The organism is Robertmurraya kyonggiensis, from assembly GCF_005116465.1.
In the GTDB taxonomy this organism is placed as follows: domain Bacteria; phylum Bacillota; class Bacilli; order Bacillales; family Cytobacillaceae; genus Robertmurraya; species Robertmurraya kyonggiensis.
Window position 1 is genome coordinate 145,573 of record NZ_SWBM01000003.1, and the last position, 21,509, is coordinate 167,081.

Annotated in this window: 21 protein-coding genes, 1 pseudogene and 2 riboswitches; of the genes and pseudogenes, 11 read left to right on the plus strand and 11 right to left on the minus strand. The window is 39.8% G+C overall.

Features of this window, described 5'->3' with window-relative positions; genetic code table 11:
* Positions 1-4: 4 nt before the first annotated feature.
* Complete coding sequence (locus tag FA727_RS14445; protein ID WP_158318880.1) at positions 5-568, minus strand: TetR/AcrR family transcriptional regulator; 564 nt, start codon at positions 566-568, stop codon at positions 5-7.
* A 177-nt stretch (positions 569-745) separates the two neighbouring features.
* Between FA727_RS14445 and FA727_RS14450 the strand changes: the two genes are divergently transcribed.
* Positions 746-2,419, plus strand: a complete 1,674-nt coding sequence (locus tag FA727_RS14450) for an FAD-dependent oxidoreductase (RefSeq protein ID WP_136832019.1) — start codon at positions 746-748, stop codon at positions 2,417-2,419.
* Between the two features lie 47 nt (positions 2,420-2,466).
* Here FA727_RS14450 and FA727_RS14455 read toward each other — a convergent pair whose 3' ends face one another.
* Positions 2,467-3,225 carry an SDR family NAD(P)-dependent oxidoreductase gene (locus FA727_RS14455; protein ID WP_136832021.1) on the minus strand — a complete coding sequence of 253 codons (759 nt, stop codon included), beginning with the start codon at positions 3,223-3,225 and terminating at the stop codon, positions 2,467-2,469.
* A gap of 141 nt (positions 3,226-3,366) precedes the next feature.
* Between FA727_RS14455 and FA727_RS14460 the strand changes: the two genes are divergently transcribed.
* Positions 3,367-3,783, plus strand: a complete 417-nt coding sequence (locus FA727_RS14460; protein WP_136832023.1) for an RrF2 family transcriptional regulator — start codon at positions 3,367-3,369, stop codon at positions 3,781-3,783.
* Positions 3,784-3,878: 95 nt separating this feature from the next.
* Here FA727_RS14460 and FA727_RS14465 read toward each other — a convergent pair whose 3' ends face one another.
* From FA727_RS14465 to nirB, 5 genes are read right to left on the minus strand one after another with little or no spacing between them, the layout of a single operon-like run.
* Positions 3,879-4,688, minus strand: coding sequence for a uroporphyrinogen-III synthase (locus FA727_RS14465; RefSeq protein WP_136832025.1), 810 nt, complete (start codon positions 4,686-4,688; stop codon positions 3,879-3,881).
* A gap of 47 nt (positions 4,689-4,735) precedes the next feature.
* Entirely contained in the window at positions 4,736-5,524 is a 789-nt protein-coding gene (gene cobA / locus FA727_RS14470) for a uroporphyrinogen-III C-methyltransferase (protein WP_136832027.1), read from the minus strand.
* Positions 5,524-7,698 (minus strand): assimilatory nitrate reductase catalytic subunit NasC, encoded by a 2,175-nt coding sequence (nasC, locus tag FA727_RS14475; protein ID WP_136832029.1) that lies wholly within the window; start codon positions 7,696-7,698, stop codon positions 5,524-5,526. The genes cobA and nasC overlap by 1 nt, the downstream gene beginning before the upstream one ends.
* Positions 7,699-7,713: 15 nt before the next feature.
* Entirely contained in the window at positions 7,714-8,028 is a 315-nt protein-coding gene (nirD, locus tag FA727_RS14480) for a nitrite reductase small subunit NirD (RefSeq protein ID WP_136832031.1), read from the minus strand.
* A 16-nt stretch (positions 8,029-8,044) separates the two neighbouring features.
* Positions 8,045-10,453: a nitrite reductase large subunit NirB gene (gene nirB / locus FA727_RS14485; RefSeq protein ID WP_136832033.1), complete on the minus strand. Its 2,409-nt coding sequence runs from the start codon at positions 10,451-10,453 to the stop codon at positions 8,045-8,047.
* A 157-nt stretch (positions 10,454-10,610) separates the two neighbouring features.
* On the opposite strand from nirB, the gene FA727_RS14490 reads away from it, so the two are divergent.
* The 3 genes from FA727_RS14490 (at position 10,611) to FA727_RS24790 (ending at position 12,590) form a co-directional block, all read left to right on the plus strand.
* The gene (locus FA727_RS14490) at positions 10,611-11,000 is read left to right on the plus strand and encodes a MarR family winged helix-turn-helix transcriptional regulator (protein WP_136832035.1); all 390 of its coding nucleotides are present in this window, start codon (positions 10,611-10,613) and stop codon (positions 10,998-11,000) included.
* Positions 11,001-11,145: 145 nt separating this feature from the next.
* Positions 11,146-11,709 (plus strand): MFS transporter, encoded by a 564-nt coding sequence (locus FA727_RS24785; RefSeq protein WP_246041895.1) that lies wholly within the window; start codon positions 11,146-11,148, stop codon positions 11,707-11,709.
* A gap of 53 nt (positions 11,710-11,762) precedes the next feature.
* A complete protein-coding gene (locus FA727_RS24790; protein WP_246041897.1) occupies positions 11,763-12,590 on the plus strand; it encodes an MFS transporter in 828 nt (275 codons plus the stop codon).
* A gap of 56 nt (positions 12,591-12,646) precedes the next feature.
* Here FA727_RS24790 and FA727_RS14500 read toward each other — a convergent pair whose 3' ends face one another.
* The 3 genes and pseudogenes from FA727_RS14500 to FA727_RS14510 form a co-directional block, all read right to left on the minus strand.
* Positions 12,647-13,312 carry an HAD family hydrolase gene (locus FA727_RS14500; RefSeq protein ID WP_136832037.1) on the minus strand — a complete coding sequence of 222 codons (666 nt, stop codon included), beginning with the start codon at positions 13,310-13,312 and terminating at the stop codon, positions 12,647-12,649.
* A gap of 59 nt (positions 13,313-13,371) precedes the next feature.
* Positions 13,372-13,698 (minus strand): annotated as a pseudogene (locus FA727_RS14505) (YnfA family protein).
* A gap of 12 nt (positions 13,699-13,710) precedes the next feature.
* Positions 13,711-14,538: a DUF1835 domain-containing protein gene (locus FA727_RS14510; RefSeq protein ID WP_136832039.1), complete on the minus strand. Its 828-nt coding sequence runs from the start codon at positions 14,536-14,538 to the stop codon at positions 13,711-13,713.
* Positions 14,539-14,846: 308 nt separating this feature from the next.
* Positions 14,847-14,952, plus strand: a riboswitch (SAM riboswitch).
* A gap of 90 nt (positions 14,953-15,042) precedes the next feature.
* Between FA727_RS14510 and FA727_RS14515 the strand changes: the two genes are divergently transcribed.
* The 6 genes from FA727_RS14515 to FA727_RS14540 all read left to right on the plus strand — a co-directional run bounded on the left by FA727_RS14515 (position 15,043) and on the right by FA727_RS14540 (position 19,683).
* Entirely contained in the window at positions 15,043-16,074 is a 1,032-nt protein-coding gene (locus FA727_RS14515; RefSeq protein WP_136832041.1) for a methionine ABC transporter ATP-binding protein, read from the plus strand.
* A complete protein-coding gene (locus tag FA727_RS14520) occupies positions 16,064-16,714 on the plus strand; it encodes a methionine ABC transporter permease (RefSeq protein ID WP_136832043.1) in 651 nt (216 codons plus the stop codon). The genes FA727_RS14515 and FA727_RS14520 overlap by 11 nt, the downstream gene beginning before the upstream one ends.
* A gap of 17 nt (positions 16,715-16,731) precedes the next feature.
* Positions 16,732-17,559, plus strand: a complete 828-nt coding sequence (locus tag FA727_RS14525; RefSeq protein WP_136832045.1) for a MetQ/NlpA family ABC transporter substrate-binding protein — start codon at positions 16,732-16,734, stop codon at positions 17,557-17,559.
* A gap of 60 nt (positions 17,560-17,619) precedes the next feature.
* Entirely contained in the window at positions 17,620-18,813 is a 1,194-nt protein-coding gene (locus FA727_RS14530; protein WP_246041899.1) for a M20 family metallopeptidase, read from the plus strand.
* Between the two features lie 54 nt (positions 18,814-18,867).
* Positions 18,868-18,967, plus strand: a riboswitch (guanidine-I (ykkC/yxkD leader).
* 60 nt (positions 18,968-19,027) lie between these two features.
* A complete protein-coding gene (locus FA727_RS14535) occupies positions 19,028-19,369 on the plus strand; it encodes a DMT family transporter (RefSeq protein WP_136832049.1) in 342 nt (113 codons plus the stop codon).
* Positions 19,369-19,683, plus strand: coding sequence for a DMT family transporter (locus tag FA727_RS14540; RefSeq protein WP_136832051.1), 315 nt, complete (start codon positions 19,369-19,371; stop codon positions 19,681-19,683). Before FA727_RS14535 ends, FA727_RS14540 begins: the two co-directional genes overlap by 1 nt.
* A gap of 38 nt (positions 19,684-19,721) precedes the next feature.
* Here the strand turns inward: FA727_RS14540 and FA727_RS14545 are convergent, their stop codons facing one another.
* Positions 19,722-21,359, minus strand: coding sequence for an SWIM zinc finger family protein (locus FA727_RS14545; RefSeq protein ID WP_136832053.1), 1,638 nt, complete (start codon positions 21,357-21,359; stop codon positions 19,722-19,724).
* Between the last annotated feature and the right edge of the window lie 150 nt (positions 21,360-21,509).

Consider the following 21,509-nt stretch of genomic DNA (forward strand, 5'->3'; position numbering starts at 1 on the left):
CTCCTTATTTTAACGCTTTAATTTTTAAAAGTTTCAGCAATATGTTATTCATTTCATCTATCGATTTTTGAAAGCCCTCATTATACCATTCCATAATAACGCCCAATATGGCGTTCGCTAGAAAGGAATCGATAAACTCTGTCGGTTCATCTAATAGTTCCTTTGATTGCATAGAGCTTTTTACGAAGGCTTTTATTCGTTCAAAAAACAACTTATAGTAGGCAATATTCGAATTGCTACTAAAAATAAATTGATAAAAATCTTTGTGATTGTAAACATGTTCAAAAAGATGAATCATTTTAGGCTCCAATTGGTAGTTCTTCTCCGTTATATAATTCGAGGATTTTTGCATTGCTTGTTCAAGATCTACCAAGAGCAGTTCGATAAACTCCTCAAAATATTTTGGAACATTTTCATAATGGATATAAAAAGTTTTTCTTGTTATTCCTGATTGTCGACAAAGGTCCGATACGGTAATTTTTTCAAGTGGCTTGTCCCTCAGTAATTCAATGATTGCCTTTTGAAGACTTTGTTTTGTTTTAATTACACGTAAATCCTTCGCATTCATTTTAACCCTCCTCATGCTGCATGTTCATGACTTCATTATCGCACAAAATCATCAGAAAATTTAGATTAAATAATGACAAAGATATTATACACCTGTATAATAAAATTAACTTATTTATTCTAAAAATTCAAATAACTTCACAGAGATAAATAAGTAACGTCTATTAGGAGGGATTATATGAACTGGCATGAGGAATACGATGTTGTAGTCGTTGGTAGTGGCGCCGGCGGACTAGTGGCAGCCATTACAGCTGCTCATCACGGGTTGAAAACAGTCATTATTGAAAAAGGTTCTGTATTAGGTGGTTCTTCAGCTCTTTCTGGAGGTGGGCTCTGGATACCAAATAATCATGTATCAAAAAATGCCGGTTTACAGGACAGTGAAGAAGAAGCTCTTACTTATATGCAAGAAGTGATTGAAGATACCGGGCCAGCCTCTACGTATGAACGTAAAGTAGCCTATATTAAAAATGGACATCGGATGGTGAAGTTTTTAGAAGACTTAGGAATGAAATGGGTTGCGGGTATATTATATCCTGATTACTATCCGGAAAAGCCTGGTGGGAAAATTGGCCGTTCAATCGAAGGTGAAATCTTTGATGCTAGATTACTAGGTGAGTATGAGAACTTAATACGCTCAGGAGAAATTAAAGCACCACTGCCTTTATATTCTGGTAAGGTTGCATCGTTGCCGAAGGCTTTTACCAATGCGAAAGACTTTAGCACTGTCATTGGCATGTTTCTTAATGGATTCAAGCACAAGTTAAAAGGCAGTCATGCAATCTCAATTGGGGCTGGACTGATTGGGCGATTATTAAAAATTGCACTTGAGCATAAAGTAGATATAAAACTCTCAACACCTTTAACAGATTTAATCATGGAAGATAATAAGCTCCTTGGTATACAAGCGAAGCATAAGGGTAAATCCATTCATATTAAAGGCAAAGCGGTTATTTTAGCAGGAGGAGGATTTGAACGAAATCCAGAGCTCCGGAAAAAATATCATAATGTTGGTACCGATTGGACATCTGCAAACCCAGATAATACAGGCGATCTACTGTTGATTGCTCAAAAACATAAGATTGATACTGCCTTATTAGACGATGCATGGTGGGGCCCAACTACTCTAGATGCAAACGGTTCACGTAAGTTTATGGTTTATGAACGCTCTATGCCACACTGCATCATTGTCGATCAAACAGGAGATCGCTATTTCAATGAATCCCAATCTTACACAGATGCAGGACACGCCATACTTGAAAGACAGGAAATGAACGGCAAAGCGATTCCTTCTTGGCTGATCATGGAAAGTCGAAATCGAAATAAGTATTTGTTCGGAGATATGCTACCGAAACGGACTCCTAAGGAAGCTGTTGAAAGCGGTTTCATAATTAAAGCAGATTCCATTGAAGAACTAGCAGAGAAATGCCAAATTGATTATCCAGGCTTAAAAGAAACGGTTACACGTTTTAATACATTTGTTAAGAATGGCCATGATGAAGATTTTGGACGCGGAAACTCCGCCTATGATAATTATTACGGCGATCCTACTTACCCGAATCCTAATTTAGGAACCATTGAAAAACCACCTTTTTACGCATGCAAAATATTCCCTGGGGATCTAGGCACAAAAGGTGGCATCGTAGCCAATGAATATGGTCAGGCGTTGTGCAATAATACTCCAATTGAAGGGCTATATGCGACAGGAAATTGCTCTGCATCCGTTATGGGACGTGTCTATCCTGGACCAGGTTCTACACTAGGACCAACTACTGTATTTGGTTACATTTCAGCAAATCATATCAAAGAAAACATCAAACAATTAGAAAAAACTACATCAATAATCGGTTAAAAGTAAAAGAGGATCGACCAAACAAGTGGGCGATCCTTATTTCATTTTTAAACCGCGCTCCAACCACCATCTACAACCAGTTCTTCACCTGTCACAAACTTAGATTCATCAGAAGCTAAGTACAAGTAAGCCTGTGCAATATCATTTGCCTCACCAGCATGTGGAGGTAGTGGAATCGTGTTCTTGAAAGCTTGTCCAAGTACTTCCTGAGAAGTCACCCCATGTCTTTTGGCTGCTCCTGTTAAAATTGCGCCTGGGTAAACACAGTTCACTCGAATATTGTCTTTCGCAAAGTTAACAGATGCATGCTTGGAAAGGGCACGCACGCCTCCTTTTGCTGCACTGTACGCCGCTGCTCCATTGTCGGCTGAACCGATAATTGCTGCTAGTGAAACACAGTTTACAATCGATCCTTTGCCGCTATTTTGCATATGAGGAATGACAGACTTCATTCCTAACCATACAGATGTTAGATTGAGTGTTAGAACTTTATTCCAACCCTCTAAAGTTTCCTCTAATAATGTATTATGAGTGGACACACCAGCATTATTTACTAAAATATCAATTTTCCCATATTGCTCGATCGTACGGTCCGCAACGTTTTTCCATTGTTCTTCGGAAGTTACGTCTAACTCTAGTGCAAGGATTTCCCCATCAATCTTTGCAACTTCTGCTTCTAATTGTGTAAAAGCTATATCAGTTGCCACAACTTTGGCTCCCTCTTTCACAAATAATTCTACAGCAGCTAACCCCATACCACTTGCTGCACCAGTAATAACCGCTACTTTGTTTTCTAATCTCCCCATGTTCATACCTCCCAGTTTTAATTGTGATTTATTATCACAATTAAAATGTAGGCGATTACATCTATTAAGTCAATCTATTTACTCTTGATTTGACATACTTTAAATTTCATATAGAATCGAATCGTAAAGGAAGTGATCCATATGCAGGAGGTTGCACGTTACGGAGATATTGGTCCAACATGGTTTAATACAGCCATTAAATCTCTAGCGATTCTAGCATCAACCGATGAATTAGTTTCTAGTAACCAATTAGCAGATGAACTTGGTGTAGAATCTAGTTTTATCCGTAAAGTGTTAGCTAAATTAATAGCGGAAAACTTAGTGGAAGGAATCGGCGGGCGTTACGGCGGTTACAAAATCATCGCTGATCCAACTAAAACAACCATTTTTAATGTATACCTCGCCCTAGTGAAAGATAGCTATATCAAAGAACAACGTTTGATTATAAATAAAACCGATCAATTGATTGCCGAAATCATTACAGAGGCAGAACAGCAATTTAGCACCGTTTTAAACCGATACACAATTGCAGATATAAAAAAAACAATTACAAGATAAATGCCACTGAGCCCTACCATTTTTGCGGGCTCAGTGAATGAGTTAGCAATATAAATGAAACCCCACCTTTTCCAAGATGAGGCCTCTACTGAAGGTCAATTTTCCAAATAATATCGGGACAACTCTATCACCATCGCGCCCATCCTTTCGTTTTCAGGCATAACAATGCGCTCGATTCCTTCTTCTCGTAACGCCTCTGCTGTAACTTTTCCGACTGCCACAGCAAGCGTATTCGACTGAAAATAATCAACCAAAGAAGCCAATTGTCCCGTTTCCCTTGCATAATCAAAAAGCGATCGGACTTGAATGGCAGTCGTAAAACAGACCGCGTCCACCTTCCCCTCAGAAATCTCTTCATACAATGTAGTGAGTGTTTCTGTTTCTGCTGGGATATGTTGATAAGGGAGAATCATTAGGACTTCTGCGCCTTTTTCCTTAAGAAAATTGATTAACCTAGGAGCCTTTTCCCCATGAAGCTGAACGGCCACTTTTTTACCAGTAAAGTCTACATTCTCCAACGCCTTCATTAATCCCCTCGTCGTTCCATCATCATCGACAGCTACTGGCTCTAGTTCTAATTTTTTCAATGCAGCAAAGGTTTTATAGCCTCTAGCAGCAATCTTTGCCTGTTGAAGAATAGACTTAAATTGTTCTTGAACGCCCAATTTTTCAGAGAGATTTAATAGAGTCTCTGTTCCAATCCCTGTCGTTAAAATAAACCAATCGGTACCCTCTTGAATAAGCTTCTTAAGATCCGGCTCTACTTCCTTCTCTGCTAAAAATACCGTCCCTTGGAGTGAACGAACAATCGGCACCCCGCCTTGCTTTTCGATAAGCAGACTCATCTCATCCGTTTTGCGCGATGCCCCAATGACAACGCATTTCCCTGCCAAACCTTTTGCCATCCTCCTACCTCCTCCTATTGATAGATCCATTCTACCAAACTTAAAATTTAATTGTGTAGGAGGAACTCAACCTTTTTTGAACCTTCTTTATCCCACCATTTTAATTTATCTCGGAGTTGGACCACTTCTCCGATAACAATAATGGCAGGGGCTTTGAAGGAAGCTTTTGCTGCCTCTTGAGCGATATTCCACAACTCCCCTGTCAGTACTTCTTGCCTATCGAGTGTCCCATGTCGAATAAGAGCGACAGGTGTTCTTGCGTCTCTCCCATGGAAGATTAGTTGTTTTTGAATAAAGGGAAGATTGTGCATGCCCATATAAAAAACCACCGTATCAACGCCATTCGCTAAATGCTCCCAATTTAGCTCCTGCGTATTTTTATCCCCACGGCGATGTCCCGTCACAAATGTCACAGATGAAGCATAATCTCGATGAGTCAAAGGTATCCCCGCATAAATCGAAGCGCCAATTCCCGATGTGACGCCAGGAACGATTTCAAAAGGAATTTCATGCTCTGCACAGACTTGCGCCTCTTCTCCAACACGTCCAAAAATGCTTGGGTCCCCACCCTTTAATCGTACAACCTGTTTTCCATTCCTTGCAAAACGAAGCAAAAGCTGATTCATGTTTTCCTGTGGAATGTGATGATTGTCTTTTTCCTTCCCACAATCAATTATGAGCGCATCTTTAGAAACGTAGTCTAGTAGCTTCGCATTGACTAATCGATCATATAATACAACCTCTGCTGCCTTTAACAATTCCATTCCTCGTACGGTAATTAATTTCGGATCTCCAGGACCTGCTCCTACAAAAAATACTTTTCCAGAACCTTTCATTAGACGAGCACCTCCCTTTTCTCCAATTGTTTTTCCATACCTTCCGTCTCAAGCGTGGTTACTCTCACAGCGCAAGCCTTGAATTCTGGCATACGAGACTCAGGATCGAGCTTTGGTAAAGTTAAGTTGTTTATATTCATATCTCCTTCCCAATGAAAAGGGACGAACACGGTATCTTCACGAATCCCTGTTGAAAATTTAACAGGAAGAACGATTTCCCCTCGTCGTGAAACAATGCGTGCAAGACCTTTGTCCGTCAAACCAAGGTCAGATGCCGTATCAGGATGAATCTCTACATAAGGCTCCGAGATTTTATTCAACTCCGGTGCAGTTCTTGTCTGCACCCCAGTTTGATAGTGCAATAAAATTCTACCTGTCGTAAGGGTCAACGGGTACTCTTCATCGGTTCTTTCTTCAGGGAAATGATGGGGAATCGGTAGAACTTGCGCCTTTCCATCCTCATGATAAAAAATTCCTTTACAAAACAACCTTGAGATCCCTCGATGCTCTTCACTCGGGCACGGCCAAAAAACGCCTTTTTCATTTTCAATTCGTTCATATGAAATGCCTGAATAGTCGGCAATCCCCCCTTTGCTTGCTAACCGTAGTTCTTCAAATATTTCTTCCGCAGTTTCATACGAAAAATATGGTTCTTTCCCCAAAACAGAAGCTATTTCACAAAGAATTTTCCAATCTAGTCTGGCTTCACCAGGAAGTTTTTTGACTGCACGACGCAATACAACTCTTCCTTCTAGATTGGTCATCGTCCCTTCATCTTCTAAATAAGTGGATCCTGGTAAAATCAAATCTGCCATCGTCGCTGTTTCTGACAGCAAAGGATCAATCACAATCAAGAAATCTAGTTTTTTAAGCGCATCTTTAACGAATCTTGTATTCGGGTTCGATACAGCAGGATTTGACCCAAGCACGAGCAAACCACGAATCTCTTGGTCATTTATTTTTTCAAACATCTCATAAGCAGAGACTCCTTTACCAGGTAAGGTAGCTTCTTCAATCCCCCAAACCTTCGCAATATGGGCTCGGTGCTCTGGGCTCTCAATCGAACGATATCCCGGTAATTGGTCTGCTTTTTGTCCGTGCTCTCGCCCTCCTTGCCCATTGCCCTGTCCAGTAATCGTCCCAAATCCACAGCCGCTCTTCCCAATCTTCCCTGTTAAAAGAACAAGATTAATATAATTGCGGACATTTTTAACCCCTTTGGCATGTTGTTCAACCCCTCTAGCCGTAAAAACAAACCCGGTTTTCGCTCTTCCAAAAAGACGCGCTGCCTCCACCAGCAATTCCTTTTCCACTCCGGTGATACTCACAATATTGTTTAAATCAACCGTGCGAGCATAGGCCAGCAATTCCCCTCCACCATTCACCGATTTTTGTAAAAAAGTATGGTTCACGTAGTCCTCATCCACAATCACTTTGAGCATTCCGTTCACAAGAGCGGCGTCCATCCCAGGCTTTATTTTCAAATGAATATCCGCAATTTTCGACGTCAACGTCTCTCTCGGATCAACGACAATGATTTTACACCCATTTGCTTTTGCCCTACGAAAATAAGGCATCATCGTTGGCTGACACTCAGCAATATTCGTTCCGGCTAAAATGATGCACTCCGCTTCAGGAATTTCACTCAAAGGGTTGGTCATTCCACGATCAACACCAAACGCTTGACTAGATGCACTTGCTGCAGAAGACATACAGAAACGGCCATTGTAATCAATATATTTCGTTTCTATCGCAATGCGAGCAAATTTACCAAGAAGATAGGCCTTTTTATTCGTTAACGCTCCACTTCCATAAACACTCATGGCGTTTTTGCCATAGTTTTTTTGCAGGGAAGTAATTTTCTGACTGACCCAGTCAAACGCCTCCTCCCACGAAACAGGAGTAAATGTCTCGCCTACTTTTAATAAAGGGGTGCGTAAACGAGCAGCACTGAACGCATGGGAATAAGAGTAAATGCCCTTTGGACAAAGTCTTCCTTCAGATACTGGATCACTTTTTAGCGGCGTCGCCTTGTATCGTGGTTTCTGACCAGAGCGGTCTTCGTCCAGATTGATTTTGCATTGCATGCTACAAAAAGGGCATTGTGTCTCATAATGGTATTCCCTTTGCCGTGGATATTCCCGTTCTCGAAATCCCTTTAAAAAGTCAGACATCCTTCTCGCTCCTTCTTATAGTGTGATGAATACTTCCTCTCCTTCAATCGTTACATCAAACTTTTTTACACATCCATGGTCAGGCGCTTGGACATTTCCATCCTTCAAATCGATTTTCCAATCATGGAGCGGGCAAAAAACATAATCACCAGAGACGATTCCTTCTGCCAACGGACCACCTTTATGAGGACAACGATTTTCAACAGCGTTGAACTTGCGATCAGCAAGACGGAAAACAGCAATCGCATGATCTTCGATTTCGACAAGCTTCCCAACATTGACTTGAAATTCATCGACTGTTCCAATCTTAATTAGTGTAGAAACTCTCATAGAATTTCCTCCTTTTTTATGAGATGGTTACTTTTTCAAACATCTGCCTTACACTTCGTTCTTCGATCGCTTCCTTCCACGGATCCTTGCTTGATTCTAGAGCCTCGTCCATTCGTTTAATCAATTCAGCACGTGTTCCTTCGTCCTTCAACACTTCTTGAATATGCTCTAGCTCCACTCGTTCTACCCAATGAGAAGTCCGCTCTAGATATTTCGCTGTTTCTCTGTAGTACTGAATAAAAGCCGATGACCATTCAAGCACTTCTTCACGCGTTTTCACCTTAATAAATAAATCACCACCACGTAAATGGACACCACCATTTCCGCCTACATAGAGCTCCCAACCGCCATCTACACCGACAACACCAATATCTTTAATGCCTGATTCGGCACAATTTCGTGGACAAGCAGATACTGCCATTTTCACTTTATGCGGTGTCCATAAACGTTCAAATCGCTTCTCCATATCAATCCCCATTTGAATGGAGTCCTGCGTTCCGAAACGGCAGAAGTCTTCACCGACACATGTTTTAACAGTACGTAGTGCTTTCGCATATGCGTAGCCAGATGGCATATCTAAATCCGCCCACACATTCGGTAGGTCTTCTTTTTTCACACCGAGTAAGTCGATGCGTTGACCACCTGTAATTTTTACCATCGGAATTTCATATTTGTCAGCCACATCCGCAATTTTCCGCATTTGTTCTGGACTTGTTACCCCACCATAAATTCTAGGAACAACCGAGTAAGTGCCATCCTTTTGAATATTGGCATGTAACCGTTCATTAACAAATCGTGATGTTCGCTCATCCTCATATTCTTTTGGCCACGCCATACCCAAATAATAGTTAAGTGCTGGTCGGCATTTGGAACAGCCATTTTCCTGATTCCATTCCAATACATTCATGACTTCCTTCGTCGTTGTAAGCTTCATCGAGCGAATCGCTTCCACAACCTCGTCACGACTTAATGCTGTACAAGAACAAATCGGCTCCTTCTCCACCTTTTGGAAGTTATCTCCGAGTGTGCATTGCAACAAGTCCTGCACCAACGGTTTACAGCCTCCACAAGAGCGAGTTGCCCCCGTGCAGCCTTTAATCGATTCAACTGAATCAAGCCCTAATTCGTTAATTGCCTGCACAATCGTTCCTTTAGAAACTCCGTTACATCCACAAATGAGCTCATCGTCGGCCATATCCATCACTTGGGAAGTACCGGATTCTTTTTCTGTTTTTGCTCGGCTAAAAATGGTTTTCAGCTCTTTTTCATGAGCACCGTTTCGAATCATTTGAAACAAGCGGACACCCTCATCAATTTCACCAAATAGAACGGCACCGATAATTGTTTCATCCTTCACCAGCACCTTTTTATAAACCCCTTGAAAGTCATCCTGAAAACGGTACGCCTTTGTGTCAGGCTGATCGATGAATTCCCCGGCTGAAAATACGTCTACTCCAGACACCTTCAATTTTGTTGATAAAACCGAACCTTCATATGGCTTTGTTTCAACTTTCGCTAATCGTTTTGCAAGGACCTGCCCTTGTTCATAAAGGGGTGCTACTAATCCATATACATTGCCACGATGCTCGGCACACTCGCCGACAGCATATATGTTAGGCACCGACGTCTCTAAATAATCGTTCACCACGATACCTCGATTTACTTCAATGCCGTGCTCTTTTGCTAACTCGACATTCGGACGAATTCCAACTGCCATTACCACAAGGTCAGCATCCAGTACACTCCCATCCATAAATCGAAGCCCTTCTACTCTGTCCTCGCCTATTAATTCTTCTGTCGCTGCATTCATGCGAAACTTCATTCCTTGTGCTTCCAGTTCCGCTTGTAAAAGCTTACTAGCAATCGGGTCCAATTGACGTTCCATCAACGTATCCATCACATGAATAACGGTGACATCCATCGATAAATTTAATAAACCACGAGCGGCTTCAAGTCCCAGTAGTCCCCCTCCGATTACTGCAGCTTTTTTATACGTTTTTGATGCTTCAATCATCTTTTCGCAATCTTTTATATCTCGATACGATATAACATTCGATAAATGAGCACCTGGAATTGGAAGAATAAAAGGATTCGAACCGGTTGCTAGAATAAGCTCATCATAGCTTTCAACGATTCCTTTATCGGTATGAACGACGCGATGTTCATGGTCGATCTTCGTAACCGTATGGCCTGTATACAAATGGATGTTGTTTTTCTCGTACCATTCCAAATCGTTTAAAACGATATCCTCAAACTTTGAACTCCCCCCAAGAACATATGACAACTGAATACGATTGTAATTAGGATGAGGCTCTGTTCCAAAGATCGTAATTTCATATGATTGTTCTTTGAGCTTCAAAATATGCTCAATGCAGTTTACTCCTGCCATGCCATTCCCGACTAATACAAGTTTTCTTTTATCCAATTGATCAGCCTCCTCATTTGGTCTTCATTATAAAAGATTGCAAATTCAGAAATCTATTATCATGTTAGATAATCTCGCGTAGTTTTTATAAAATTTAAAGTTTTCTTACTATAATTATGGTAAAATATACATAGAAAAATGATTGGGGGACAACGTTGTGGAACCACCTTTATCCAAGGATGTTTATGAATTTTTAGCAGATTTCAGATACCGGATTCGTAAATTCCTTCGGTTTAGCGAATCAGCAGCTAGAAGCCAAGGACTGACACCGAAGCAGCATCAGCTTCTCTTGTCCGTAAAAGGGTATCCGGGGCGGGATTATGTCACGCCTAGTGAATTAGCGGAACGTCTACAAATTACCCATCACGCATGCGTTGGTCTGATTGATCGCTGTGAGCAAATTAGGCTTGTGACTCGTAGACCGAATCCTGAAGATGGCAGAAGTGTACTTATCGAAGTTACGGATAAAGGCCTAGATGTACTAAGAACTTTATCTGAAATACACTTAGAAGAAATAAAACGGATCGGGTTCTTTAAGGAAAACTAAAGGGCCCAGCCCGTTTTTTATTTTGCCTTCTTTTAAAAACCACGTTAGAAAACCTGACAGAAATGATGACTAATTTATAAAATGCTTTAAAGTAATAAAGGACATAATTTTATCGTATTGAGATATTTTTTAAGGAGGAACGCATATGGAGAAAGAAGTTTATCAAGGAAATACAAAAATCCTACTTTTCACGACGCTAGCCTTTTTCATTTCATTCATGGTTTGGTTTAATATGGCCCCCTTTAATAGCACGTTGGTTGAGGCGTTCCAACTGTCAAAAGAGCAGTTAGCGACTTTGCTCGTGGCCAATCTTGCTTTAGCGATTCCTGGGCGTGTCGTAATTGGCATGCTAGTGGATAAGTTCGGGGCAAAAAAAATCTATTCCATCCTCCTCATTACGATGAGCATCCCTTGTTTCACCTTCGCATTGTCCACTGAGTATTGGCAGCTATTGATTTCAAGATTATTCTTGGCTTTAATTGGAACCGGATTTGTTGTTGGGATTCGAATTGTCTCAGAATGGTATCCTCCAAAACAAGTCGGAACAGCGGAAGGTATCTATGGAGGATGGGGAAATTTTGGTTCAGCCGCTGCAGCAGTAGCACTCCCTACTCTTGCTCTTTTGTTCGGAGGGGAAGATGGCTGGCGCTATGCCGTCGGATTAACAGGTTTGATTTCTCTCGTATACGGTTTTTCTATTATCGATTAGTTGAGGATACTCCTGCTGGTATTTTCTATAATCGTCCAAAAAAGAGTGGCGCCATGATCGTATCGAGCTATCAAGACTTAATTTGGCAAATGGTTATGACGTTTCCGATGTATGCCATTTTAGGATTTTTAAATTGGCGACTGTATGCAGAATTGCATTTATATAACCATTGGATTGGAATTCTGATTTACTTTGTTCTTGCCGGTCTCTATCTGTATCAAATCTCTGTCATTTGGAATGTGAATAAAGAACATTTGCGTAAACCAATCTCGGAGACTGAAAAATACTCTTTTAAACAAGTAGCCATTCTTGATTTTGCCTATTTTGTAACTTTCGGTTCAGAGCTCGCGGTTATCTCGATGCTACCACAGTTCTTTAGTGATACCTTCAAGCTTGGATTAAAAGAAGCTGGTCTTGTTGGCAGTAGCTTCGCCATATTCAACTTCGTTTTTCGTCCAGGAGGTGGTTGGCTCAGCGACAAATTTGGGAGAAAGAAAATATTGATATGGGTTTTAGCTGGAGTTGCTGTTGGATTCCTTGCTATGTCTCAAATTAATGCGAGTTGGCCAGTTTGGCTAGCTGTTGCTGTCACCATTTCTTGTGCTGCCTTCGTCAATGCTGGATGCGGCGCCGTTTTTGCAATGGTACCATTAGTAAAGAAAAATATGACGGGCCAGATTTCAGGTATGGTAGGCGCGTACGGAAACATCGGGGGAACTGTTTTCCTAACTGTATTTAGCTTTGTCAGTCCTTCTGCTTTTTTTGCGACCATTGGGGTAGCCACTTTAGTTTGCTTTATCTGTTCTTTCTTCCTCAAGAACCCTGGTGAAGAGACGATGGTTCAGGTCAATGTTAAGGAAAAAATGGCTATCGATATGTAAGTCTGAGCGACCGCTTGCTCAAATCTGAAAGAAGCAGGCAACTTCGCCTGCTTATTTTAACAATTAAATTTTTCAATGATGCTAGGTATTTCAGCTAAATCATGAATGATAAAATCAGAACGAACATTTTTCCATTGATGGTCTTTCTTCCATACACCAATCATTCCCACATTTTGTGCACCCTTCACATCATTATCAGGGTGATCGCCAACAAATACACACTCATTAGCAGAAAGTTTTAGTTTTTCCAGCAAGCGTTCGAATATTTCAGGTCCAGGCTTTTTCACCCCTTCCCATTCGGATATTAAAATGGTCTCAAAATACTTCTCGATCCCTAGCGCCTTTATATTATCAAGTTGAAACTTCCCTCTCCCATTTGTAATAATTCCAAGTTTAAGTGATTTACTTTTTAACACTTCAAGAGTTTCTATTAGATTCGGAAAAGGCACACAATCATTTTTAAACTGATTTATATAGTCTTCAAGCAATTCTTCCCATGATAAATCCTCAATTTCAAAATCCTCTATCATTTGTTGATACACTTTGTCTTTCCACGTATAGCCACGACAATCTAGCTCTATGAATCTAGAACTGTAAATTTCTTTAGGAATATGCCCGACAAATGTGTGCAACCGCTCATGTTGTTTTACGATAAACTTTCGTACGGAAGCATCACGGTCTAATAATGTACCATCTAAGTCAAACGCAACTGATTCTATCATGTTTCTCCCCCTGGAAAGCCATTTTTTAGAGTAGGCACAAATTATTATCACCTGCTCTTCTACTGCCTCGGAGCCCAAAGCATAATCGAAACCCCAACCAAGCAGATCATCGCACCTATCCAATCGTATGAATCTGGTGTCTTCTTATCAATTCCCCAGCCCCACAAAACGGAAAGACTAATGAAAACTCCACCATAAGTAGCATACACTCTCCCGAATGAAGGAAATTTTTGTAGAGTTGGTATGATTCCGTAAAGCACCAAAATAAGACTACCAACTATTCCATACCACTAGGGCCTTCCTTCCCGTAGCCATAGCCAAACTAAGTATCCACCACCAATTTCAGCTATGCCTGCAAGTATAAATATAAAAATTGTATAAAACATATTTCACCTTTCCTATTCTAGTTTCACACTATAATACCTCATCGCTGCCGTGCTACCTTCCTTCACGAATACTCCTCTCTCAATCAATTTCCTAAGACGATATTCTAAAAAACCATCTCCCACATATTGGTCTAAATAGCCGAGCACTTCTCCGATTAATCTGGCTGATTGCATGAAATCTTTTGTCTTTTGCTTACAATGGAGTTTCTTTGCCTTTTTAATTATAAATTCATCATAATAATCATCAGGAACGCTATGTATTCTACCATTGCGCCATATTCTTAATGTTTCTTGATTATCTGTTAGTGATTGCCACTCTTTCTCTAGATTTTCCCGATCGTGGTCCGTGAAAAATATTCCGCTGCCCTGCTCATAGACTAATTGAAGCTTCTCTAACAAAATCTCACCCGTACTCAAGGGAGCATATTTTTCTTTTTTTACCGGAAAAGGTTTTTTATATTCTCTCCTTGTATTGATCATCGTAATATCAACACTTTTTCCTTTTAGAAAATTCACCACAAAGCGTAATCCTGTTTGTTCATGTGCGTTCTCAGAAGTCCAAAGGGTTATATGGGAGCCGTCTGGTATCGAAATGATTTGAGAGATTGTCTTTTCAAACCTTTGTTCTAGTTCAGACAACTCATCATTTTCATTATTCAACCATTTTTTCATCCATTCAAACCTCAATTTTCTTCCTTCTTCTTTTTCCAACTGATAAATTGGCCCAATGGAGAACGTATCGCAAAAATCGATAACTTTTTCTTTTCTATCTATACCTAGTTCTCTGAAAACCCATTTCAAACTTCCTGAAGCTGACATATCGAATAGAATGTGAATCATTCATCATTCCCCTTTTCATACTTCAATAAGATAATTATATATATCCTAAACTATCCACCTGAAAATTAACAGATTTGCTAACTGCTATCAATTTTCGAATAGGTCTAAATAACCAAAAATTAATAATAATTTACAGAGGATTTTGCTGACGAAAAGGCTTAAAAAACAAGGATTTCTCATACGATGATTTCTACTTCCCAGTCAGATAACATTATTCTTAAAAAATACTTTTTTCAAAAAAGTGTTTGACTTACATCAGTATATGAGATAAATTTAGAAACAAGTTAAAAAACCGAATACGCAAAACTTTCTTATCAAGAGAGGTTGAGGGACTGGCCCTATGACACCTCGGCAGCGGAATCCTTTGGAGACTGTGCCAAATCCAGCAAGCTAACAAAGCTTGAAAGATAAGAAGAGAGTCCTTTTATGGTTGCATTTACATGCCCTCTTCTTTCTTTCAAAGAAGAGGGCTTTTTATTTACCTGAAATAAGGAGATGAACATCATGATAGAATTTCAGAATTTGAAAAAAGTATACGAGAGTGGCGGACAACAGGTTCATGCACTCAATGGGATAGACTTGAAAATCAATAAAGGTGAAATATTTGGCGTTATTGGTTTCAGTGGCGCTGGTAAAAGTTCATTGATTCGTTGCGTGAACTTACTCGAACGGCCAACATTCGGAAAAGTTATTGTCGATGGGCACGAACTCACTTCCCTTTCTGTAAAAGAAGTTCGTGAGGTTAAGAAAAACATCGGAATGGTATTCCAGCACTTTAACCTACTAAACTCAAAAACGGTCTTTGCGAATGTGGCAATGCCACTCACACTAGCAAAGCTTCCGAAAGAGCAAATCAAAAGGCGTGTTCACGAGTTACTAGAGTTCGTTGGATTGGCCGATAAAGCAGACTACTATCCTGACCAGCTATCTGGAGGACAAAAGCAGCGAATTGGAATTGCAAGAGCCCTTGCGACTCAACCATCCATCCTACTTTGTGATGAGGCTACCTCTGCATTAGACCCGCAGACAACGAGCTCTATTTTACAGCTATTGAAAAAAATTAATAAAGAATACAACATCACGATTCTAATTATCACCCACGAAATGTCCGTGATTAGAGAAATTTGTGACAAGGTAGCAGTAATCGAAGGTGGAGAGATTATCGAGGAAGGTTCTGTATTTGATGTCTTTTCTTCTCCAAAAACACAAACTGCTCGTAACTTTGTTAGCACGGTCATGAATGACCAGCTTCCTGACTCCATTAAAGAATTAATTCAAAAACAGGAAGGAAAACAAAAAATCTTCCGAATCAATTTTGTTGGGAATTCTGCAGGTCAGCCATTGCTCTCAGAATTAGCGAAGAAATTTGACATCGATATCAATGTATTGTTTGGCAATATAACCGAGCTACAAGGGACTCCTTTTGGAAATCTAATTGTTGAATTCCAAGGAAATGATGATGAAATCAAAAAAGTGCTGGCATATGTCAACGAGAAGAATATCAGCATAAAGGAAGTGATCGCACATGCTAGTTAATACAGAGCAAATTATTGAAGCCTTATTCGAAACCATCCAAATGGTCTCCTTCTCGCTTTTGTTTTCAGCCATTCTTGGAATTCCATTAGGAATCCTGCTCGTTGTGACAAGAAAGGACCACTTACTTGAGAATGTGGTAGTTTTCAATGTACTAAACGGGATTATCAATATTTTCCGTTCCGTCCCATTCATCATTTTATTGGTGGCAATGATTCCTGTTACAAGGTTCATCGTTGGTTCATCTATAGGTACTGCAGCAGCCGTTGTTCCACTCGTTTTTTACGCAGGTCCTTATATTGCAAGATTAGTAGAGAACTCTCTACTCGAAGTCGACCCTGGGGTACTTGAAGCAGCAGAAGCTATGGGCGCAACACCATGGCAGGTTATTTCAAAGTTTCTTTTACCTGAAGCACTCAGCTCTCTCGTTCTTGCCCTCACCATTGCAACAATTGGGCTTGTTGGCGCATCTGCGATGGCAGGAGCAGTTGGTGGCGGTGGAATTGGCGATTTAGCCATCACATATGGCTACCAACGTTTCGATACAATTACGATGTTCATTACTGTAGCTATACTGATTGTGATCGTGCAAGGGCTACAATCATTAGGCAATATATTAGCAAAAAAAATTAGAAGAAGATAACTAGGAGGAAATACAACATGAAAAAGCTATTATTATCCATCATTATTTTTGCACTAGCAGCATTTGCAGTCGGATGCTCTTCCGATTCTGAAGGTAAAGAAACAACGAAAGTGAAATTAGGAATTAGCGGTACTGATACACGAATCTGGGATTTTATAGCTGAAAAGGCTGAAAAAGAAGGCATTGAGATTGAACTAGTTAAATTCTCTGACTATGTTGCGCCGAACACAGCTCTTGCAGAAGGTGAATTAGATGTAAATGCATTCCAAACCGTAGCTTACTTTGACGTTTTTATTAAAGAACATAATCTTGACTTAGTTCCGATTGCTACAACTGTTTTAGCACCAATGGGTATTTACTCTGACAAATACAAAGATGTAAAAGACATCCCAGATGGCGCAAAAATTGCCCTACCAAACGATGCTTCAAACCAAGGTCGTGCTCTATTACTTCTTCAAGAAGCTGGTCTAATTGGTTTACCAGAAGATTTTGATCCAAACGGAAACGTTAAGCAAGTAACAGATAATCCACATAACTTTGAATTTGTTGAAGTCGTACCAGCTCAAACACCAAGAGTATTACCAGATGTAGCTGCTTCTCTAATCAACAACGGAATTGCACAAGATGCAGGTCTTACACCTCTAAAAGATGCGATTTACTATGAAGGTGAAACAGCAACTCCATACATCAACATCATCGCTACAAGAGCAGAAGATAAGGATAACAAAACACTTAAGCGAATCGCAGAGCTTTATCAAGAAGAAGATACAGCAGCATTTATTGAAAAAGAATATGACGGCAATTTAATTCCGACATTTGTTCCATTAGATAATATCGGTTGGTAATAACTTTTAGAGTTTTTTGCTCTTAGAGCAAAGACCTCTCTATAAATGGAGGAGAAACCAATGACAGCATCATTAAAAGAAACGATTATCACAAACGTCGAGACGAACAAAGCGTTATATTTAGAGACTAGCCATAAAATCCACGAAAACCCTGAAATCGGGAATGAAGAATTTATTGCTTCTTCTCTTCTAACAGAGCTCCTTGAAAAAGAAGGCTTTTCAGTAGAAAAAGCAGTAGCCGGACATGAAACTTCCTTTGTGGCTCGCAAAAAGTCGGATAAGCTGGGTCCCTCCATTGCTTTCTTAGCAGAATATGACGCCCTTCCTGGTATTGGCCATGCTTGCGGACACAACATCATCGGTACAACTAGTGTGGCAGCTGCAATCGCCTTAAGTAAAGTCCTAGACGAAACTGGTGGTGAAGCAGTCGTTTTTGGTACCCCTGCTGAAGAAGGTGGACCAAACGGCAGTGCAAAAGGAAGCTTTGTAAAACATGGTTTAGTAGAAGGAATTGATGCTGCATTGATGGTCCACCCAAACAGTGAAACACGATTGACTAGTCCATCACTGGCTGTTGATCCTCTTGATTTTGAATATATCGGAAAGCCAGCACATGCCGCTGCTTCTCCACACGAAGGCATCAATGCATTAGATGCAGTCATTCAATTATTCAATGGAATTAATGCTCTTAGACAGCAACTCACAGATGATGTCCGAATCCACGGGATCATTACACATGGTGGAGATGCACCAAATATTATCCCTGAATATGCAAAAGCAAGATTTTTCATTCGTGCCGCATCAAGAGCAGGATTGAACGAAGTAACACAAAAAGTCAAAGCTGTTGCAAAAGGTGCAGCCTTGGCAACAGGAGCCAAGTTAAACATTATCGCTTTCCAAAACGAAGTAGATAATCTCCTTCTCAATAAGAAATACGATGCTATTTTTAGAGAAGTGGTTTCTGAATTAGGCGAAAACGTATTGGAAGACCGAAAAGGAATTGGTTCAACGGATGCAGGGAATATCAGTCAAGTTGTTCCAACCATCCATCCTTATATTAAAATTGGCGCAAGTGACCTTATTCCACATACAGTTCCGTTCAGAGAAGCAGCTGCTTCCGCTAGAGGGGACAAGGCTCTAATCACTGGAGCAAAAGCACTTGCTCTTACTGCACTGAAGCTTGTAACAGAACCTGAAACACTTGAGGAAATTAAAGCTGAGTTTCAGGAGAGAAAAGCAGCTGAAACGAATTAAGCTTTAAGTTTCCTTTTTTTTAAAACCGTGTATAATAGAAATCAATTATATATCTTAAATGTTTTCTAGGGTTCCGCAAAGTTTTATCTTTGGACTGGACCGAGAGAAAACTCACAGCCTTGCTGTGTCACGGAGGGATAAAAGCCCGGGAGAAACTGGATTACCAGTATTCTCTCAGGGCTTTTTTGTTTGAATTTTTTTGGAGGTGCTTTCGATGAATCGAAACTGGATAAAGTTAATTTTTGCGTCTGTTTTGGAAGTGTTCTGGGTAATTGGATTAGCCCACTCACATGACCTATGGACATGGATCGTAACCATTATTGCTCTTATCATCAGCAACTATTTAATGATTACAGTTGGGCAAGTTCTTCCTGCAGGAACTGTGTATGCTGTTTTTGTTGGATTAGGAACGGCAGGCACGGTCATTTCGGAGATTCTTTTCTTTGGCGAATCTTTCAAATGGGAAAAAATCGTTTTAATTCTTCTATTATTAATCGGTATTGTCGGCTTGAAGTTGGTTACAGCCAACAAGCCTAAGAAAGGAGCTGAATCCTAATGGCGTGGTTAACTTTAATTTTGGCAGGATTACTTGAAGCATTTGGGGTTGCGATGATCAATCAATTGCAAGTAAAGCGAAACTGGAAAACCATCGTTCTATTAGTGACTGGATTTGGTGCTAGTCTCTTATTACTTGGCTATTCATTACGATTTTTACCTTTGGGTACAGCTTATGCCATTTGGACAGGAATTGGTGTTGTTGGTGGCACCCTAATCGGCATGGTATTTTATGGGGAATCAAGAGACTGGAGAAGTCTATTTTTTATAGCTCTGGTTCTGTGTGCGGTTGTTGGATTAAAGTTAGTATCATAATATATATGGGCTCCCAAAATCTATGGGAGCCCATTATCTTATCTGATTTTCCCTAGTTCATCGATAAAAGCTGGTCTTTTAATATATAGACTTTTAAAGTAAGCTACTAACTCCTGTAGCCTTTCATCTCCAGCAATCACCTTGTACTTCTTTAATTTTCGGCAAATCTCCTTATATTGATTCCGATTTGATGACGTTGCAGCTTCTGCTTTTATATAATCTTGATAGATTTCTATGACCTCTTCTTTAAATTGTCCTAATAATTTCTTTTCGTATTGTTCAATATAACTGGGATTATTCTTAACAAATTCTAAAATTTCATCTAAATCATTTTCTTCCTCTATTAAACGTAGGAACATACGAGTTGAATACCATCCATCTGCGTCTTTCAGTTCTCTTTTCAAATTAGCATAAAAATCCTCTCTTGACGCTAATTCTTTCAAATCCTGGTAATATTCAAAGTTACCATCAAAAAATAATTCTTTCCCTAGCACTTTCTGTTCATCACTCAGCTGAAGTTTTTTGTAAGCTTCATATCGAAATTTTTTCCACTTCGATATTAACCCAGGATATTTTAAATCCTTCTCTTCCCCTTCATCCGCTAACTCAATCACTTGTTGATATTTTCCCTCTTGAAGATACTTAGCTAGCACTCTTTCCCTAAATGAAGTAAATTGTAGATGCCTACTGATAAATTCATCCTCTTCTTCCTTAGTTCCATACTGCTCGATCAACCCAAGCAAAAGTTGGAGTATCTGTTCTTGCATATATCGATCAGATTCTTTTTTAAGCATAGACTCCAACTTAAATCTTAACTGTTCTCTAAGCTTTACGTCTGTGGCCATTCCAATACAAATATTTAATAGATCAAACTTAAAATCTTCCCAGCCATCAAAGTACTGCTTATCTAGTTGAGCAAATAGCTTCTCAAATATTTGTACATGTTCTACTCCAGTTCCTCTAGAAGCGATTTCTTCAACTGCCCCTAATGTATTTGTTACAAGATAACCAATATTGCCATCAGAATCATCTGCATATTGGAAAGCATCAATTGCTTCCTTTAGTAAAAGGAACGAAATATCCAATGCTAGAAGTACATCTTCAGTTGTCCTAGCTATTTCATCAATATCCATCATCTCTCTTACAAAATCTCCAGTATCACGATACTTGATGAAACCTTCTCTACCTTTATATTCCTTCACAATCTCCTTAATCAACTGTTGGGCTCTCTTAAGCTCCTGTTTATGATCTACCTTGGAGTATTTAAGCCTAAGACTACTTTCTAGCCTATCATCTTTTTTTACGATATTTAGGATAATATCTATCAATTCTTCTCTCGGAAGATCCTTTAGTACCTCCTGAATTTTTGGTTCCTTCCGAAAGTTTTTGTCCTTCACATTCACTTGATTTAGCATCTCTTTTAATTGAAAAAATACTGCCACTTCGTGTTTACATATTGGTCCAAAATCGTATGGACAGTCGCACTCGGAATATAAAATGTCCCCGTCCTCGTCTAACTCTACCAGCACTTCATAGTTATCGCTTCCTTCAATATGAAAGATGTACTCTTGTTCACCCTTATCAATCGCTTTTTCGACACGTCCTTCAAGAAAATAATCGTGACCTCTATCTAGAATGGTTTTATTTATGTAACTTTTGAAATTGTTAATATTCATTTCTGCTCCCTCACCCAGATCTCTATTTTCCTTCTACTCCTAGGATAGTTGATTTAATATTAGTTATTCAATGACTTCAAAAAAATCAAACTAAATTGGTGAAGGGTAAAAAAAAGCCCGAAACGTAAAAACGATTACGAATTCGGGGTC

What these genes read in the sequence shown, in the direction of transcription:
- FA727_RS14445 (WP_158318880.1), bottom strand. Translation starts at nt 568, where the DNA reads ATGAATGCGAAGGATTTACGTGTAATTAAAACAAAACAAAGTCTTCAA.
- FA727_RS14450 (WP_136832019.1), top strand. Translation starts at nt 746, where the DNA reads ATGAACTGGCATGAGGAATACGATGTTGTAGTCGTTGGTAGTGGCGCC.
- FA727_RS14455 (WP_136832021.1), bottom strand. Translation starts at nt 3,225, where the DNA reads ATGGGGAGATTAGAAAACAAAGTAGCGGTTATTACTGGTGCAGCAAGT.
- FA727_RS14460 (WP_136832023.1), top strand. Translation starts at nt 3,367, where the DNA reads ATGCAGGAGGTTGCACGTTACGGAGATATTGGTCCAACATGGTTTAAT.
- FA727_RS14465 (WP_136832025.1), bottom strand. Translation starts at nt 4,688, where the DNA reads ATGGCAAAAGGTTTGGCAGGGAAATGCGTTGTCATTGGGGCATCGCGC.
- cobA (WP_136832027.1), bottom strand. Translation starts at nt 5,524, where the DNA reads ATGAAAGGTTCTGGAAAAGTATTTTTTGTAGGAGCAGGTCCTGGAGAT.
- nasC (WP_136832029.1), bottom strand. Translation starts at nt 7,698, where the DNA reads ATGTCTGACTTTTTAAAGGGATTTCGAGAACGGGAATATCCACGGCAA.
- nirD (WP_136832031.1), bottom strand. Translation starts at nt 8,028, where the DNA reads ATGAGAGTTTCTACACTAATTAAGATTGGAACAGTCGATGAATTTCAA.
- FA727_RS24785 (WP_246041895.1), top strand. Translation starts at nt 11,146, where the DNA reads ATGGAGAAAGAAGTTTATCAAGGAAATACAAAAATCCTACTTTTCACG.
- FA727_RS24790 (WP_246041897.1), top strand. Translation starts at nt 11,763, where the DNA reads ATGATCGTATCGAGCTATCAAGACTTAATTTGGCAAATGGTTATGACG.
- FA727_RS14500 (WP_136832037.1), bottom strand. Translation starts at nt 13,312, where the DNA reads ATGATAGAATCAGTTGCGTTTGACTTAGATGGTACATTATTAGACCGT.
- FA727_RS14510 (WP_136832039.1), bottom strand. Translation starts at nt 14,538, where the DNA reads ATGATTCACATTCTATTCGATATGTCAGCTTCAGGAAGTTTGAAATGG.
- FA727_RS14515 (WP_136832041.1), top strand. Translation starts at nt 15,043, where the DNA reads ATGATAGAATTTCAGAATTTGAAAAAAGTATACGAGAGTGGCGGACAA.
- FA727_RS14520 (WP_136832043.1), top strand. Translation starts at nt 16,064, where the DNA reads ATGCTAGTTAATACAGAGCAAATTATTGAAGCCTTATTCGAAACCATC.
- FA727_RS14525 (WP_136832045.1), top strand. Translation starts at nt 16,732, where the DNA reads ATGAAAAAGCTATTATTATCCATCATTATTTTTGCACTAGCAGCATTT.
- FA727_RS14530 (WP_246041899.1), top strand. Translation starts at nt 17,620, where the DNA reads ATGACAGCATCATTAAAAGAAACGATTATCACAAACGTCGAGACGAAC.
- FA727_RS14535 (WP_136832049.1), top strand. Translation starts at nt 19,028, where the DNA reads ATGAATCGAAACTGGATAAAGTTAATTTTTGCGTCTGTTTTGGAAGTG.
- FA727_RS14540 (WP_136832051.1), top strand. Translation starts at nt 19,369, where the DNA reads ATGGCGTGGTTAACTTTAATTTTGGCAGGATTACTTGAAGCATTTGGG.
- FA727_RS14545 (WP_136832053.1), bottom strand. Translation starts at nt 21,359, where the DNA reads ATGAATATTAACAATTTCAAAAGTTACATAAATAAAACCATTCTAGAT.